The following is a 15837-nucleotide window of genomic DNA, read 5'->3' as shown; positions in this document are numbered from 1 at the left end:
ACGACCCCGACTACGAAGAATGCCTTGTGACCTTTTTTGGTACTGTCGCAAACTTTCGACTTTCGGGGCGCGCATGATATTCCAGCGTTGTAAGGGAGTTGGTGAGAGGCGATTGGCGTGATCGAGTTCAAGGGCGTGCATTATCCGAAATCGGTGATCCTGCACGCGGTCTTTTTCTACCTCCGCTACGCCGTTTCCTACCGCGACCTGGAGGAGATCCTAGCCGAACGTGAGGTGAAGGTCGACCATGCCACGCTGAACCGTTGGGTGGTAAAGTTCGCTCCGCTGATCGCAGCTCGGGCGCAAGCGAAGAAGCGGCGGACCGCCCCATCCTGGCGGATGGACGAGACATACATCAAGGTGAAGGGCCGTTGGACCTATCTCTACCGCGCTGTGGATCGTGACGGCCAAACTCTAGACTTCATGCTCTCCGAGCGGCGCGATCTGCTCGCCGCGCGGAGCTTCTTCAGGCGGGCGATAAGCGCCAATGGCGTGCCCGAGCGCGTCGTCATAGACAAAAGTGGTGCCAATCTGGGAGGGCTTCAGGCGGTGAACACGATCCTGAAATTCACCGGCAGCGGTCGCACCATAGAAATCCGGCAGGTCAAATACCTGAACAACATTGTCGAGCAGGATCACCGCTTCATCAAGCGGATTACCGGCCCGATGATGGGGTTCAAGGCCGTTCACTCGGCCGCAGCCACCATCGCCGGGATCGAGACGGCTCACATGATCCGCAAGGGGCAGATCCTGGCCAACGGGGAAACGGCTTTCCAGATCTTCGCCGGGCTCGCAGCATAAGTCTGCCCTGCGGCTGAGCTATTCCGCATTCAGAAAAAATCTGCGACGGAACCGAAATGGGTCGTCGAAACGACGCAGCCCTTGATTCAAGACGCCATTGCAGCGCAGGGGCTCCCCGCCTCGACACGGACAGATGGCGACAAGCTTTTCATCGATTACGAGGCCGCCTTTTCTGGCTCAGGCTATGTCGCCCCCAGCGTCATGCTGGAATTCGGCGCGAGGTCGACGGGCGAACCGGCGCGCCTGCGGGGCGTCGCCTGAGACGCGAACGGGCTGATCGAGGGCGTGACCTTTCCGACCGCGACACCGCGCGTGATGCATGCCGAACGAACCTTTTGGGAGAAGGCCACGGCGATCCATGTCTTCTGCGTTCAGGGGCGGCCCGGGAACGAAATTGGCCGCAGTGATCGTGACGACCGTCCGCCGGAGGCGACATGCGCCAGGCCGATTTCCCCACCCCGGTAATTCGGCACGACTGAAAACCGGTCTCGCTGCGAGAGGAACACGCAGCAGAAAAACTCCTCGTTGAACGCTGATCTGGATCAGCATGGAAGCGGCCGACCTCGGCGATACTCTCAAATTGCACCGATGCGGACCTGCGTGGCCCTCGGAATCCTAGCCCGCGACGCATGCGGTCTTCGCCTCATCGAGGCGAGAGAATTTTCCACGTACACAAGCCACTTAGGAGAACACCATGGCGAAGGGCAAAAGCCGTCGCGGCCGAGAAGACAAGAAGCCGAAGCAGAAGAAGGCTGAACCGGTTCCGGCGCCCTCCTTCAGCAAGGGCCTGACGATCGACACAAAGCCGAAGGGGAAAAAGGCCTGACCCAACTCTTCTTGTGTGATCGCCTGGGCCTGGCCGCAGAGCGTGCATCCATGCGGCAAGTCGGAAAAATTGCCCGCTTGCCGACAGGATTCTAGCATGAGGGCCTGGACGCTACCTCGACTCAACCTCCGCGGCACCCGCACCTCACCCTGGAAGAGCGTCGCGCCGGTGCGCGCGGAGCTTTTCGGTATCGAAAGGCTGGAGCAACACGCCGCCAGCCTGGCCGAGGTGCAGCGTATCTGCGCCTCTTCACCGCGTGTCGCATCACTGCGCCAGCGACTGGACGACAATGCGACGGCTCTGAGGGCCACTCGCAAGGCCTGTCTCTCAGAGTTGGCGTCGGGAAAACCTATTGTCCCCGCCGCCCAATGGCTGGTGGACAATTTTCACAGGGTCGAGGCGCAGGTGCGCGACTGCCGTACGGATTTGCCGCCCAGCTACTACAGGCTTCTGCCGAAACTCGCCCAAGGGCCGTTTCACGGCTATCCGCGAGTGTTCGAATTGATCTGGGCCTATGTCGCCCATACGGACAGCCATCTCGACGCCCCCGCACTGTCCCGCTTTCTGCGCGCCTATCATCAGTTCCAGCCCCTGACCATAGGGGAGCTCTGGGCGGTTCCGATAACGCTCCGCCTCGTCCTTCTGGAAAACCTGCGGCGGTTGGCCGACCAGATCACCTTCGGTCACAGGATGCGCCTCTCGGCGGATACCCTTGCAGATCGGCTCCTGGAGGCCGACCAGACCGGGATGCCTGCAGATATTGGCGCGTCCGAGCCACTTTCTGAGATCTTTGCCGCCCAGTTGGCGAAACGGCTACGCGACTGCGACCCTGTCACGACCCCGGCCATCGGCTGGCTGGAGGATCGGCTGGCCAAGCAGGGGTCGAATGTCGACCTGGCGGTCCGGCATGCACAGGAGCGTCAGGGCGCCTCGAACGTCACGGTTCGAAACGTCATCACCAGCCTGCGCACGATCGCAGAGACGGACTGGCCAGAGCTCTTTGAAAGTGTCAGCCTGGTCGATGCGAAGCTGCGGGAGCATCCGGGATTTTCCGCGATGGATTTCGCCAGCCGCAACCTCTATCGCGATGCCCTCGAGGATCTCGCTCGTCACAGTGACTACAGCGAATTGGATCTGGCCGAGCAGGTGCTGGCGACGGCGGGGGCTGCGCCGGAAGCGGATGGCGACCTGATTTCCGAGGCGGAAATCCTGCGCAGGAGCGATCCGGGCTGGCATCTCCTCGCCGAGGGCCGGGCGGCCTTCGAGCGCCAGATCGGCTATCGTTACAGGGGACGGCATCGCCCGCAGGTCCGACCCGGTCTCGCAGGATACCTTGGCAGCATTCTTTGTGTCACTCTTGGGCTGCTCGCGCTGAGCGCATGGAGTCTGGTGGCCCTTTCCGGCCCATCCGCGTCGTGGACTGTGCTCGCGCTCTGGTTTCTCGCAGCGGTCATCCCGGCCAGTGCCGTCGCTCAACTTATCGTTGATCGCATGGTGGCCTGGACCGTACCTGCCACGGCACTGCCGGGACTGGCGCTTGAGAGCGGCGTGCCGTCTTCACTGCGCACGCTCGTGGTTGTTCCGACAATGCTGACAAATGGCGCAGACCTGAGCGAACAGCTCGAAGGGCTGGAGGTTCATTATCTCTCGGGCGCCCAAGGCGACGTGACCTTTGCCATCCTGACCGATGGGCTGGACGCCCCCAGACAGCACATGCCGGAGGATGCGCCGCTGGTTGCCTTGATCGACGACGAGATTGCCCGACTGAACCGGATCTACGGCGCGGGTCCCGCCGGTGCCCGCTTTCTGCACCTGCATCGTGACCGCCGTTACAACGCCGCCGAACAGATTTGGATGGGATGGGAACGCAAGCGCGGCAAGCTGCACGAACTCAACCGTCTGTTGCGCGGTGCTGATGATACCGAATACCGCACGGCAGACGGTCATGTGCCGGCCGTGCCCCCCGGGGTGCGCTACGTCCTGACGCTCGATTCCGACACCCGGATGCCGCGTGACGCGGCCTTGCGGCTGATCGGCAAGATGGCGCACCCGCTGAACCAGCCGATCTTCGATACGGCCCTCAGCCGGGTCAGTGCCGGTCACGCCATTCTACAGCCGAGGATCACCCCCGCCCTGACACCGGAACGGCACGGCACGGCATTTCAGCGCGCGACCTCGGGTCCGGGCGGGATGGATCCATATGCTGCTGCTGCGTCGGACGTCTATCAGGATCTCTTCGGCGAGGGCTCCTTTACCGGCAAGGGCATCTACGACGTCGATGTCTTCCAGGCGGCGATGGCCGGGCGCGTGCCCGAAAACGCCCTTCTCAGCCATGACCTGCTTGAAGGCATCTTCGCCCGGGCCGGGCTCGTCTCGGACGTGGAACTAATCGAGTCCTTCCCCGACCGACAGGACCTCGCTGCGCGGCGCATCCATCGCTGGTGTCGCGGCGACTGGCAACTCCTGCCCTGGCTTGGCCGGGAAGGCGGGCTGGGCGCGCTGGGACGGGTCAAGGTGCTGGACACGTTGCGCCGCTCGTTGTTGGCCCCGGCCACGCTTGTCCTGTTGACACTGGGGTGGCTTCTGCCTGGCCCGGCGGCCTTGCTGGCGACGGCTCTTGCGCTGGTCGCCATGAGCCTGCCCGCTTTCCTGCACGCAGCCCTTTCCGCAGTTCCGCATCAGCGCCGCCTTCACATGGGCAACCACCTGCGCCTGATGCAGGAAGACCTGTCGCTTGCCGTGCTGCAAACCGGGCTGGCGGTCAGCTTTCTCGCCGACGCCGCCTGGCGCGCGCTCGATGCCATCGCCCGCACACTCTGGCGATTGACGGTTTCACGGCGGCATCTCCTGGAATGGACCACGGCGGCCTCGGTCTCGGCCGCTCCGCGCCCCGATCTGCGGGGATTTTCCCGTGCCATGGCGCCGGGGATCCTGCTGGGACTGTCGACCACAGGCCTGGCCGGCTTGGCCGCCCCCGGTGCGCTCCCCCTGATCCTGCCCTTTGCAGCCCTCTGGCTTGCCGCGCCGCTCATCGCCTTTCGGGTCAGTCAGCCTTCCCGCGCACAACCCGACGCCGCCCTTACCCCGCAGGACGCCCAGGAACTGCGCCTGATCGCACGCAGGACATGGCACTATTTCGAGACCTTCGTCACGCCAGAAGACAGCCATCTGCCCCCCGACAACTTTCAGGAGCAGCCACACGCGACGCTCGCGCACAGAACTTCGCCCACAAATATGGGGCTTTATCTTCTGTCCACTGTCACAGCCCGCGATTTCGGCTGGATCGGCCTGCGTCAGGCGGCCAGCCGGATTGCCGCGACCCTTGGCACGATGCAAGCGCTGCCGCGGGTAAAGGGGCATTTCTACAACTGGTACGACACGCGAGACGGCAGGGTTCTCGACCCGCCCTATGTCTCGTCGGTGGACAGCGGCAATCTGGCCGGCCACCTGATCGCACTGGCCAACGCCTGCGAGGACTGGGCCGCGCATTCCGGCGCGACGCCACGTCAGAGATCTCAGGGGCTGACCGATCTTCTTGACCTGGTGGAGCGTGACGCAGAGCGGTTAATGTCCCCGCTCAGTGACTCCTGCTCCGAGGCGATCGGATCGCTGCGCGATGGCCTGAAACAGGCTGAAGTGAACTGGCCCTTCCTGCAACGCCTGGCGGCCAAGGCCGAACACGCCACTCCGCCTCCGGCGGCTATGCCCCCGCATGCGCCCCGATGGCTGTCCTTGCTTCGCGCCGGCTTGGCCGAAGCCGCGACAGATGCCGCGTCAACTGAGGCCGACCATGCCGCTCTGGCCGCGGAATTGCGTCGGCTGGGGGCGCAGGCCCGCGGGCTCGCAGTGGACATGGATTTCGGCTTCCTGCTCGACCCCGAGCGCAAGCTGCTGTCCATCGGCTACTCGGTCCACGAGAACAGTCTCGATCCGTCCTGCTATGACCTCCTGGCCTCCGAGGCGCGTCTGGCCAGTCTCTTCGCCGTCGCCAAACAGGATCTGCCGCTACGTCACTGGTTCCGTCTGGGGCGGACGGTCACCGCAACCCGTGGCGGCGCCGTTCTCGTCTCCTGGGCCGGCTCGATGTTCGAATACCTGATGCCTGGACTGGTGATGCAAGAACCCGAAGGCGGTCAGCTGGGTCACACCTGTCGACTGGTCGTCGAGAGACAGATCGCCTACGGACGGGCGCAAGGCGTCCCTTGGGGCATTTCGGAATCCGGCTTCAACGCACGGGATGTGGATTTCAACTACCAGTATTCCACCTTCGGTGTGCCCGGGCTTGGGCTCAAGCGCGGACTTGCCGGGGATCTGGTGATCGCGCCCTATGCGACCGGGCTGGCCGCGATGCTGAATCCCGGTGCTGCACGGCGGAACTACGAGGACCTGGAGGCTATAGGTGGGCTTGGGCTCTGTGGCTTCTATGAAGCACTCGACTTCACCCCCGACCGTGTGCTGCCGGGCCGCCGCGTTGCCGTGGTGCAAAGCTACATGGCCCATCATCAGGGGATGACCATCGTGGCCATCGCCAACGCCCTGACCGGCGGCCTGATGCGCCAGAGGTTCCACCATGAACCGATGATCCATGCCAGCGAACTGCTGCTCCAGGAACGGCTGCCGCGCGATATCGACCGCGCCTTGCCGCCGCTTGAGGACGCCAGGCCCGGCGGTCCGACGCCGTCCGAAGCGGACCGGGGCCGCCGGATTGCCGGCCGCCCGGGCGGCCCCCCGGTCACCCATCTCATGTCGAATGGACGCTACGCGGTTATGCTGACCGCCACGGGCGGGAGTTACAGCCGCTGGGGCGATATTGCGCTCACCCGCTGGCGCGAGGACGCGACCCGGGATCCGCATGGCGCCATCCTCCACATCCGGAATCTCTCGGACGGCTCTGACCAGAGGTTCGGACCTGGCGCGCCTGATACCGCCGACGCGCAGGACGTGCAGTTCTTCGAGGATCACGCGACCTTCACCGCCCGGACCGGCCAGCTCGAAGCGGTGCTGGATATTCTCGTCTCGGGCGAGGCGGATGCGGAGGTGCGACGCCTGTCGGTGACCAATGGCGGGCGCAAACCCCGGGAACTGGATGTAACCTCCTACGTCGAATTGACGCTGGCGGATCCGGCCTCCGAGCAGGCGCACCCGGCCTTCTCGCGGATGTTCGTTCAGACCGAGTTCCTGCCCGAATACGGCGCGTTGATTGCATGGCGCAGGCGGCGCAGCCCGGAGGAACCGGAAATCTGGGTGGCGCAGTTCTCCGTGGTCGAGGGGACGACCGTCGCGCCGCTGCAATATGACAGTGATCGCAACGGCGCTTTCGGCCGCGATCATGACCAGGCCCAGCCGCGCGCCATAACCGATCCGGCGCCTCTCGCCGGAACCACGGGCACGGTGTTGGATCCGGTTTTCGCACTGCGCAACCGGCTCCTGATCGCGCCTGGGCGCACCGCACGGATCCTGGTCTGGATGGTGGCTGCCGACAGCCGCGAAGCGCTGATGGATCTGATCGACCGGCATCACGACCGCAGCGCCTATGACCGCGCACGGACCCTGGCCTGGACCCAGGCTCAGGTGCAACTGCGCCATCTAGGCATCTCGCCGACCGAAGCCGCCGACTTCCAACGCCTCGCCGCCCCTGTCCTCTATCATGATCGCCGATTCCGCCTGCCGTCTGCCACCTTGTTACGGGGCGCCGGACGTCAATCCGGCCTTTGGCCGCTCGCGATTTCCGGCGATTTGCCGATCGTGGTGCTGCGCATCGACGATCCCGCCGATATCGGACAGGTTCGTGCCTTGCTACAGGCCCATGAGTACTGGCTGGGAAGGCAGCTTGCGGTCGATCTGGTGATCCTCAACGAGCACCCGGCCTCCTATGTCAAGGATCTGCAGACCGCCATCGACATCGCCTTGCGCAGCAGCCATTCCCGTCCCGGCGACGACACGCGACCGGCCCGGGGCGCCGTGTTTGCGCTGCGCTCCGACCTGATCGCACCAGATACGCGAGCGCTTCTCCTGGCTGCGGCGCGGGTTGTGATGCTGGCCCGGCGCGGCATGATCGGCGAACAGCTCGACGCCCTTCTTGCCGATCCTGTTACGGCTGACACCATGACCGCAGACACGCGACAGATTGGCCCCACCCCGCAACCCGCCAATGCGCTCCGACTGCGCGCGAACAGACGTGACAGAACCGCCCCGCAGCGGGACGAGGCCAGGCCGCCATCCGACCGCCCGAACCTCGAGTTCTACAATGGCACAGGCGGGTTCGACCGGGAGGGACGAGAATATGTCATCCGCCTTGGCCCACCGGACAGCACGCCTGCCCCATGGATCAACGTGATCGCCAATCCGGACTTCGGATTCCAGGTGTCGGCCAGCGGCAGCGGTTTTACCTGGGCCGAGAACAGCCGCGACAACCAGCTAACGCCCTGGTCCAATGATGCTGTGGCAGACCCTCCGGGCGAGGCAATCTACATCCGAGACGACGACAGCGGCGTGTTGTTTTCACCGACTGCGCGCCCTCTGCCGCTTTCTGCAGGGGCCGGTCCGCACATCGTGCGCCACGGCTTCGGCTACAGCCGGTTCGAGCACCAGGCGAATGGCATCGACTGCGAATTGGTCCAGTTCGTGCCGCGCGCCGATCCGGTCAGGGTCTCGCGGCTGTTCCTGCGCAATAACGGGACGCAGCCCCGGAGGTTGAGCGTCGTCGCCTATAGCGAACCCGTCATGGGTCAATCGCGCGCCGCCTCGGCCCCGTTCCTCGTGACCTCGCACGAGCCGGAAACCGGCGCGCTTCTGGTTCAGAGTCCGTGGAACACCGCCTTTCCCGGCCGGGTGATGTTCGCGGCGCTCAGCGCGCCTTCCGGTCCGGCCGAGGCCTGGACAGGAGATCGCACCGAATTTCTGGGCTCGGGCGGCAGCCATGCCGATCCCGCCGCACTACGCCGGGGCGCCGTCATGTCGGGGCGGGTCGGAGCGGGGCTCGATCCCTGCCTCGCGATGATGAAGACCCTGACCCTGGCCCCTGGCGAGAGCATTGAGCTCGTCCATCTCCTCGGCCAATGCGCAGACGCGGCGGCGGTCGTGCCCCTGCTGAGAAAGCTGCGGTCCGCCGACATGCAGGCCGAACTGGCCGCAGTACAGACCTATTGGGACGACACGCTGGGCGATCTCCGGATCGAGACGCCGGACCGGGCGATGGATATCATGGTCAACGGCTGGCTGCCCTATCAGGCGCTCGCCTGCCGGATCGAGGCGCGTGCGGCCTTCTACCAGGCAAGCGGCGCCTACGGGTTCCGCGACCAGCTGCAGGACAACATGGCCTTCATGCTGACGCGCCCCGACCGCACCCGCGCGCATCTGCTGCGGGTCGCCGCCCGCCAGTTCCCGGAAGGCGATGTGCAGCACTGGTGGCTGCCGCACACCGGCCAGGGGGTGCGGACGCGTATTTCCGACGATTGCGTTTGGCTCGGTCATGCTGTCGCCGCCTATGTGACGAGTACGGGCGATAGGGCGATACTGGACGAACAGGTGCCCTTCCTCGAAGGACATCGCCTCGGAGAGACCGAGCACGACGCGTTCTTCCTGCCCGACGATGCGGACCTCGGCGCGTCGCTCTTCGATCACTGCGCCCTGGGGCTGGACCGGGCACTAAGCCCGACCGGGCGGCACGGCCTGCCGCTCATCGGCAGTGGTGACTGGAACGACGGGATGAACCGCGTCGGCGCCGCCGGCCGCGGCGAAAGCGTCTGGCTGGGCTGGCTGCTGCTGCAGACGCTCGGCGCCTTCGTGCCGCTTGCGGAAAAGCGCGATCCGGCTCGGGCACAGCGCTGGCGCGAGCAGGCCGAAACGCTGCGCCTCTCCATGGAGACCCATGCCTGGGATGGGGACTGGTACCGCCGCGCGACCTTCGATGACGGAACATGGCTGGGAGCGGCCGGCTCTCCGGCCTGTTGCATCGACTCGATCCCGCAAAGCTGGGCGGTGTTGTCCGGACAGGCAGATCCCGACCGCGCGCGGCGCGCGATGGAGTCCGTCGACAGCCTTCTGGTCGATCGCGAAAACGATCTGGCGCGGCTGTTCACGCCGCCCTTCGGGATCGGTCCCGACTCGGGCTCGCAGGATCCGGGCTACATCGCCGGCTATCCGCCGGGGCTGCGCGAGAATGGCGGGCAGTACAGCCATGCCGCGATGTGGGCCATTCTGGCCTGGGCGCAACTGGGGAATGGAGCGCGCGCTGCGGAGCTTTTCGCGATGCTCAATCCGATCAATCACGCCCGGACGCCTGAGGACGTACAGCGCTACAGGACAGAACCCTACGCCGTGGCCGCCGATGTCTATTCCGTTGCACCGCATATCGGACGCGGCGGCTGGAGCTGGTACACGGGCTCGGCCGCGTGGATGCACCGCGCGGCCGTCGAAGGCATCCTCGGCGTGACCCGGACCGGCGACCACCTGCGGATCGCCCCCACCATACCACCCGACTGGCCGGGGTTTTCCATGACGCTGAGGGTGGCGGGCACGTCGTGCAGGGTCCAGATCGAGAGAGCGGATCATCCGAGGGCGACGCTGGATGGCCACCCCATTATGGCCGGGCCTGTGGTGTTCCTGCCGCTCGACGGCGGATCTCACGACCTGAACCTGGCTCTCGGCCCCCTTGTGTCGACCGAGACGGCAGCCGAAATCGACAGTTCTGCGCTCCCGATCCCGCCCGACTGACCGCTTGACCAACCGTCGCCACTCAATCGACCCGACGCCGGGTGACCGCATTGCAGCCGAAAGGCACCTAACGTGACCACGCTGACGACCTATCACAAGACCGAATACCGCTACGGCGAACCCGTTCTGCTTGGACCTCATCGGATGATGCTGCGCCCGCGCGAAGCCCGGGACCTGCGGCTGGTGTCGCATGAGATCACCCTCACGCCCCATGCCGATATCACCTGGGCCCATGACGTTGCGGGCAATGCGGTCGCCACGGCACAGTTTAATCAGCCAAGCGACCATCTGATCATCGAAAGCCGTGCAACGGTCGATCTGACCGCCGCGGTCTGGCCGGTATTCGCCATAGCGGCGGAGGCAATCAGCTTTCCCTTCCTTTATTCAGGCGACGATTGGGCCGACCTCGGCGCCCTGACGGCACCACAATATCCCGACCCTGACGGCAAGTTTTCCAGCTGGGTCGAGGCCTTCATCCTTAAGCGCCCCACGGATACGTTGTCTCTGCTCAAGGATATCGCCAACGGGGTGTCGACGCAGATCGCATATCAGGGGCGAGAGATGGAAGGGACACAGTCGCCGCTGGAAACACTTTCCCGCGGTTGGGGCTCATGCCGTGACTTTGCGGTGTTGTTTGCCGAAGCCGCGCGCATGCTCAGCTTCGGGGTCCGCATCGTTTCCGGCTACCTCTTTGATCCCGAAACGCGCCTTGTCGGGTCCGAAGGGGCGGGTTCTACCCATGCTTGGGCCGAAGTCTTCATTCCCGGTGCCGGGTGGGTCGCGTTCGACCCGACGAACCAAAGCGTCGGATCAAAGAACCTCATTCCCGTCGCCGTAGCCCGCGGCATTCATCAGGTCGTCCCGGTCGCCGGGAGCTTCACGGGGCCGGGAAACGCTCTGCTAAGCTTGACGGTAGAGGTGCGCCACGCGGCAATCAAACAATGACTGCTGCAAATCCGATCCGTGGCAGCCGATCCAGGAGCGCCCTGCGCCGGTTTTTGGAGCAGAGCCAGAACGACGGACCACATATTGCGCGACGTCAGAACCTCCTCCGCCGTCAATCCACTGGAGAACCCGGAATGACACATCTGATCCCCTATGAGCCTTATCTTGCGCTCGCGCTTCTCTTGGTTCTCTTCGCAGGTTTCCTTTACGAGCGGTTCGCCCCCGAGGTGACGGCCGCAGCGGTCGCGGCATTGTTTGTCGTTTTTGGACTGGTGCCTCAAGACACTGTTCTGTCGGTTTTTTCGAATCCCGCACCGATCACGATCGCCGCGATGTTTATCCTCAGCGGCGCCCTCGTGCGCACCGGGCTGCTCGATGCACTGGCAAATCGTGTCGTCGCCGCCGCCGGCCAGCGTCCCATTGCGGCTACCGGCGTGTTTCTGGCTTCGACCCTCGTGGCCTCGGCGCTCATGAACAACACACCTGTCGTGCTGGTACTGATCCCGGTCGCCATACGACTGGCCCAAAGCCTCGGCGTCGCAGCGACGCGTCTGTTGATCCCGCTCTCTTACATGGCGGTGCTCGGCGGGACCTGCACGCTGATCGGAACCTCGACCAATCTGCTGGTCGATGGCGTTGCCAGAGAGATCGGGCTGGCGCCCTTCTCAATTCTGGAAATCACACCGGTCGGTCTGGCGGCCGCGGCTACCGGCGGATTGACCCTGCTGCTACTCGGACCGCTTCTGCTTCCCAACCGCAAGGATCAGACGGATCTGGGTGCGGCAGGTGAGGCGGATTTCCTGACCGAGTTGCGCCCAAAGGATGATTACTGGGGGCTGGGCCACTCCTTGGGCGATATCGACGATCTGACCCGTCCGGGAGTGACGGTGGTCGGAATACGTTCCGGTGCAGAGGTTAGGCGTGACGATGTGCTCGATCACATCCTCGTCGCTGGAGACCGGCTGATCGCGGTCATCCGAACCTCCGAACTTCTGACGCTAAGAAACAGGAAAGGATGGGATGTCGGACTGCGTCAAGGACCGACAGCCAGGGAAAACGTAGAAACCACAGTCGCAGAGGCGATCGTCACACTATCGCATCGCAGCCGCGGTGTACGGATCGCGCAACTGACCATCGGGTTCAGGTATGGCATGCGTGTCCTGGGCGCACATCGCCATGGGGAAAGCCTTGGCCCCGACCTCTCGACCACGCTCCTCAGACCAGCGGACAAACTGCTACTGGAGGGAACCGACGAAAGCTACGACCGCCTGATCGAGGCCGGGGACCTGGCTGGCGTCACGATGGCCGGAGGGCGCCCCTTTCGACGCGGCAAGGCCCCGCTCGCGCTTGCGGCGCTGTTTGCGGTGGTGGCCCTGGCCGCCATCGGTGTGGCGGACATCAGCCTTGTTTCCCTCGTCGCCGTGGCCTTCATCCTCGTCCTGCGCTGCATCGACAACGATGAGGCCTGGAGTTCCATCGACGCGGGCGTGCTCGTTCTGATCTTCTCGATGCTGGTGGTCGGTGCGGGGCTGCAGCACTCGGGCGCGATTGCCTTGATCGTCGGTGCCATTGCCCCGCCGCTTGCGGACATGCCCCCGATCATCGCCCTGGCCGCGGTCTATCTGCTCGCTTCGACCTTGACGGAGGCGGTCACCAACAGTGCGGTCGCGGTCGTCGTGACCCCTCTGGCGATCGGACTGGCGGTCCAGATCGGGGTTGATCCGCGCCCCTTCGTTGTCGCAGTCATGTTCGGAGCGAGCGCAAGCTTCGCGACCCCGATCGGCTATCAGACCAACACACTGGTCTATGGTGCGGGCAACTACAAGTTCACGGACTTCATTAAGATCGGCCTTCCTATGAACATCATCGTGGGAGCCGCCGCAGTTCTGACAATTCCGGTGTTCTTTCCTTTCTGAGACAAGTGATGAAGGCGCCGTCTTGGATGGTCCCAGAAGAGTCAAGAGCTATAGCAAGAAACCTTCGCTCGGAAGCGGAGTGCCGCAATTGAGTCAGAGATGTTCTTTCGGTACATCGTCGATGGCCCGCGCAGGCCCATTGTCCTGATCCACGAGCTTGGTCATTGACCTGCCCCATCCTCTTCGATCAGCCGTGCCAGATCACCAAGCGTGCGCTCGATGAGTTCCTGTCGCCGGGCATCACTGGCTTCGGCGGTTTCCGAGTAGCGCCGTATCAGATACTGCGCTTTGAGCGCTGCCTCGTGCCAGTTGGCGGCAGGTTGGGCGAGGAGCTGTACTTCAAGTTCTTCCTGCCGCAAACGGAGCGCTCTTTGATCGGCTTCGAAATCCTTCAGGGAGTGTCGCCGGATGTCGGCCGCGATCCGGCCTTCGGCGCTTCGCCTTGTATCGAGGTCAACCGGATCGTCGGTCATCGCTATTGTCTCCCTGGTATCATCGTTCGACCAACGCTTCGGCCCCTGCACGGGCAGGGTCAGCCCCTGTGCCTGACGTTTCTCCTTCCATTGCCCTCAGGTATCCGAAGAGATCGCTGTCGGTCGTGAGAACAAGTGTCGTTCCGCCCGAGATCATATCCTTGTAGGCCTGCATGGTTCGCGTGAACGCGTAGAATTCAGCGGCCTCGGGAGTGATGTTGTAGGCTCTTGCATAGATGTCCGCCGCCGAGGCATCTGCCAGGCCCCGGATTTCTTCCACCTCCCGGTAGGCTTCGGATTGGATCTTGTTCAGGTCGCGCACGCGGTTGCCGCGGATACGCGCGGCTTCGCCATTGCCTTCGGACAGGAAACGCTCGGCGATCTGTCGTCGCTCCGAGATCATGCGATCATAGATCTTCGGACGCACGCTTTCGTTGTAGTTGATCCGCTTGAAGCGGATGTCGAGGAGTTCTATCCCGAAGACACGGACCTTCTCTGCGGCAGCCGCGAAGATCTCCTGCTCCACCATTGCCCGGCCCTTTTGTATGGGGACCAGCGCACCGATGTCCTGCGCGCGCTCTTCATCCGTCAGGAGCGTGTCCCGCAGCGGCACCCTGCCTTTCGTTGTTCGAATGATCTCGATCAGCTCGTGCTTGGCGACGGCATTGCGGGTCTCGCTGCCCAGAATGTCGTCGAGCCGCGATTGCGCGCTGCGCTCGTCGCGCAGGCGCAGGAAATACTGCAACGGATCTGTAATTTTCCAACGGGCGAACAAGTCCACGGATATATAGAGCTTATCCTTGGTTGGCATGTCCGAAGGGTTGCCGTCCCACTCGAGAACCCGGCGATCGATCCGATTGACCTCCTGAATAAAGGGGAGTTTCAGCTTGAGGCCGGCTGTCGTGATCGGTTCTCCAACGGGTTTGCCGAATTGCGTAATGATCGCCTGTTCGACCTCGCCAACGGTGTAGAAGGCGCCCGGGGCGGTCACGACAACCGCAAAGGCGAGACCTGCAAGAATGCCAGATTTCAACTTCATGGTTGATCCTCCCGGGCCCGGTCGAGCGTCAGAAGCGGGAGAATGCTCGCGGTCGAGCCATCGACGATGATCTTCGACCCGATCCCTGGCAGCACATCCTGCAGGGTCTCGATATAGATGCGCCGTCTCGTGACTTCGGGCGCCTTCACGTATTCGGCCAGAAGCGCGGTGAACCGTGCGGCGTCGCCTTCAGCCTCGTTTATGCGTTTCAGGCGATAGCCATCGGCCTCGCGGATGCGCTGGTCTTTCTCGCCCTCGGCCAGTGGAATGACTTTGTTGTATTCGCGACGCGCTTCGTTGATCAGGCGCTCCTTCTCCTGCTGGGCCTGATTAACCTCATTGAAGGAGGCCTGAACCGGTTCGGGCGGGTTGATGTTCTTGAGCTGCACCTGATCGATGCTGATCCCCATCGCGTACTTGGTCGTCAGCGCCTGCATCTTCAGAAGAGCTTCGCTTTCGATCTCCTGTCGGCCTATGGTGATGACCTCGTCGACCGTGCGGTCGCCAACCACCTCACGCATAACAGACTCGGAAACATAACGAAGCGTCGCGCCCGGCTGACGCACCTCGAAGAGGAATTTCAGCGGCTCCGAAATCCGGTATTGCACCACCCACTCCACGAGAGCGGCGTTCAGATCGCCGGTTACCATCTCGGTTTCGCGACGGCCATCGACCGGACTTTGAAACGGGTCACTCGCGCCCGGCGTTGTGAAGCCGAATTCCTGTTTCAGCTGACGTTTCACGGGAACCAGAGTGACCACATCGATTCCAAGCGGAAATTTGAAGTGAAGCCCCGGCGGAACCTCAGCGGTGTATTTTCCAAATCGCTGGACGACTGCAACGGAGTCACTCGGAACCGTGTAGTAGGACGACCAGGCGACAACTGCGAAGAAAGCAACGGCCCCCACCACCGCGATGCTCTTGGCGGGCGGCAGCCCACCTGGCAACAGGCCACCCATGCGTTCGCGACCCTGGCGGAGAATAGCATCGATCTCTGGTGGAGCACGCTTCTGTCGGGTGTTCCAAGGACCTCGATCTTCTGGGCTGTCATCCTCATGATCAGTCATGGTGTTTTCCTCTTTTTCTAGCACGGCCAACTCGGGGGAGACCGGGAGCCGAAGT

9 protein-coding genes are annotated in these 15837 nt (G+C 63.6%); 6 read left to right on the top strand and 3 right to left on the bottom strand.

Going from position 1 to position 15837, the window contains the following annotated elements:
• The first annotated feature begins 117 nt into the window (after positions 1–117).
• The 6 genes from FGK64_RS20900 (at position 118) to FGK64_RS20880 (ending at position 13203) form a co-directional block, all read left to right on the top strand.
• Positions 118–801, top strand: coding sequence for an IS6 family transposase (locus tag FGK64_RS20900; protein WP_138865813.1), 684 nt, complete (start codon positions 118–120; stop codon positions 799–801).
• A gap of 81 nt (positions 802–882) precedes the next feature.
• Positions 883–1062, top strand: a complete 180-nt coding sequence (locus FGK64_RS22640; protein WP_246057853.1) for a hypothetical protein — start codon at positions 883–885, stop codon at positions 1060–1062.
• Positions 1063–1495: 433 nt separating this feature from the next.
• Positions 1496–1627 (top strand): hypothetical protein, encoded by a 132-nt coding sequence (locus FGK64_RS22785; RefSeq protein WP_255418378.1) that lies wholly within the window; start codon positions 1496–1498, stop codon positions 1625–1627.
• Positions 1628–1723: 96 nt separating this feature from the next.
• Complete coding sequence (locus FGK64_RS20890) at positions 1724–10342, top strand: glycoside hydrolase family 94 protein (protein ID WP_246057852.1); 8619 nt, start codon at positions 1724–1726, stop codon at positions 10340–10342.
• Between the two features lie 72 nt (positions 10343–10414).
• A complete protein-coding gene (locus FGK64_RS20885) occupies positions 10415–11287 on the top strand; it encodes a transglutaminase family protein (RefSeq protein ID WP_138865811.1) in 873 nt (290 codons plus the stop codon).
• A 134-nt stretch (positions 11288–11421) separates the two neighbouring features.
• A complete protein-coding gene (locus FGK64_RS20880; protein WP_138865810.1) occupies positions 11422–13203 on the top strand; it encodes an SLC13 family permease in 1782 nt (593 codons plus the stop codon).
• A 161-nt stretch (positions 13204–13364) separates the two neighbouring features.
• Here FGK64_RS20880 and FGK64_RS20875 read toward each other — a convergent pair whose 3' ends face one another.
• From FGK64_RS20875 to hflK, 3 genes are read right to left on the bottom strand one after another with little or no spacing between them, the layout of a single operon-like run.
• Complete coding sequence (locus tag FGK64_RS20875; RefSeq protein ID WP_138865809.1) at positions 13365–13676, bottom strand: hypothetical protein; 312 nt, start codon at positions 13674–13676, stop codon at positions 13365–13367.
• Between the two features lie 19 nt (positions 13677–13695).
• Positions 13696–14715 carry a protease modulator HflC gene (hflC, locus tag FGK64_RS20870; protein ID WP_138865808.1) on the bottom strand — a complete coding sequence of 340 codons (1020 nt, stop codon included), beginning with the start codon at positions 14713–14715 and terminating at the stop codon, positions 13696–13698.
• Positions 14712–15782: an FtsH protease activity modulator HflK gene (gene hflK, locus FGK64_RS20865; protein WP_138865807.1), complete on the bottom strand. Its 1071-nt coding sequence runs from the start codon at positions 15780–15782 to the stop codon at positions 14712–14714. Before hflK ends, hflC begins: the two co-directional genes overlap by 4 nt.
• Positions 15783–15837 lie beyond the last annotated feature (55 nt).

This window comes from Arenibacterium halophilum, assembly GCF_005938225.1.
In the GTDB taxonomy this organism is placed as follows: Bacteria; Pseudomonadota; Alphaproteobacteria; order Rhodobacterales; family Rhodobacteraceae; genus Arenibacterium; species Arenibacterium halophilum.
Note: the sequence above shows the minus strand (reverse complement) of the source record. Positions and strands in the feature narration are given on the sequence as shown.

What these genes read in the sequence shown, in the direction of transcription:
- FGK64_RS20890 (WP_246057852.1), top strand. Translation starts at nt 1,724, where the DNA reads ATGAGGGCCTGGACGCTACCTCGACTCAACCTCCGCGGCACCCGCACC.
- hflK (WP_138865807.1), bottom strand. Translation starts at nt 15,782, where the DNA reads ATGACTGATCATGAGGATGACAGCCCAGAAGATCGAGGTCCTTGGAAC.
- FGK64_RS20880 (WP_138865810.1), top strand. Translation starts at nt 11,422, where the DNA reads ATGACACATCTGATCCCCTATGAGCCTTATCTTGCGCTCGCGCTTCTC.
- hflC (WP_138865808.1), bottom strand. Translation starts at nt 14,715, where the DNA reads ATGAAGTTGAAATCTGGCATTCTTGCAGGTCTCGCCTTTGCGGTTGTC.
- FGK64_RS20875 (WP_138865809.1), bottom strand. Translation starts at nt 13,676, where the DNA reads ATGACCGACGATCCGGTTGACCTCGATACAAGGCGAAGCGCCGAAGGC.
- FGK64_RS22785 (WP_255418378.1), top strand. Translation starts at nt 1,496, where the DNA reads ATGGCGAAGGGCAAAAGCCGTCGCGGCCGAGAAGACAAGAAGCCGAAG.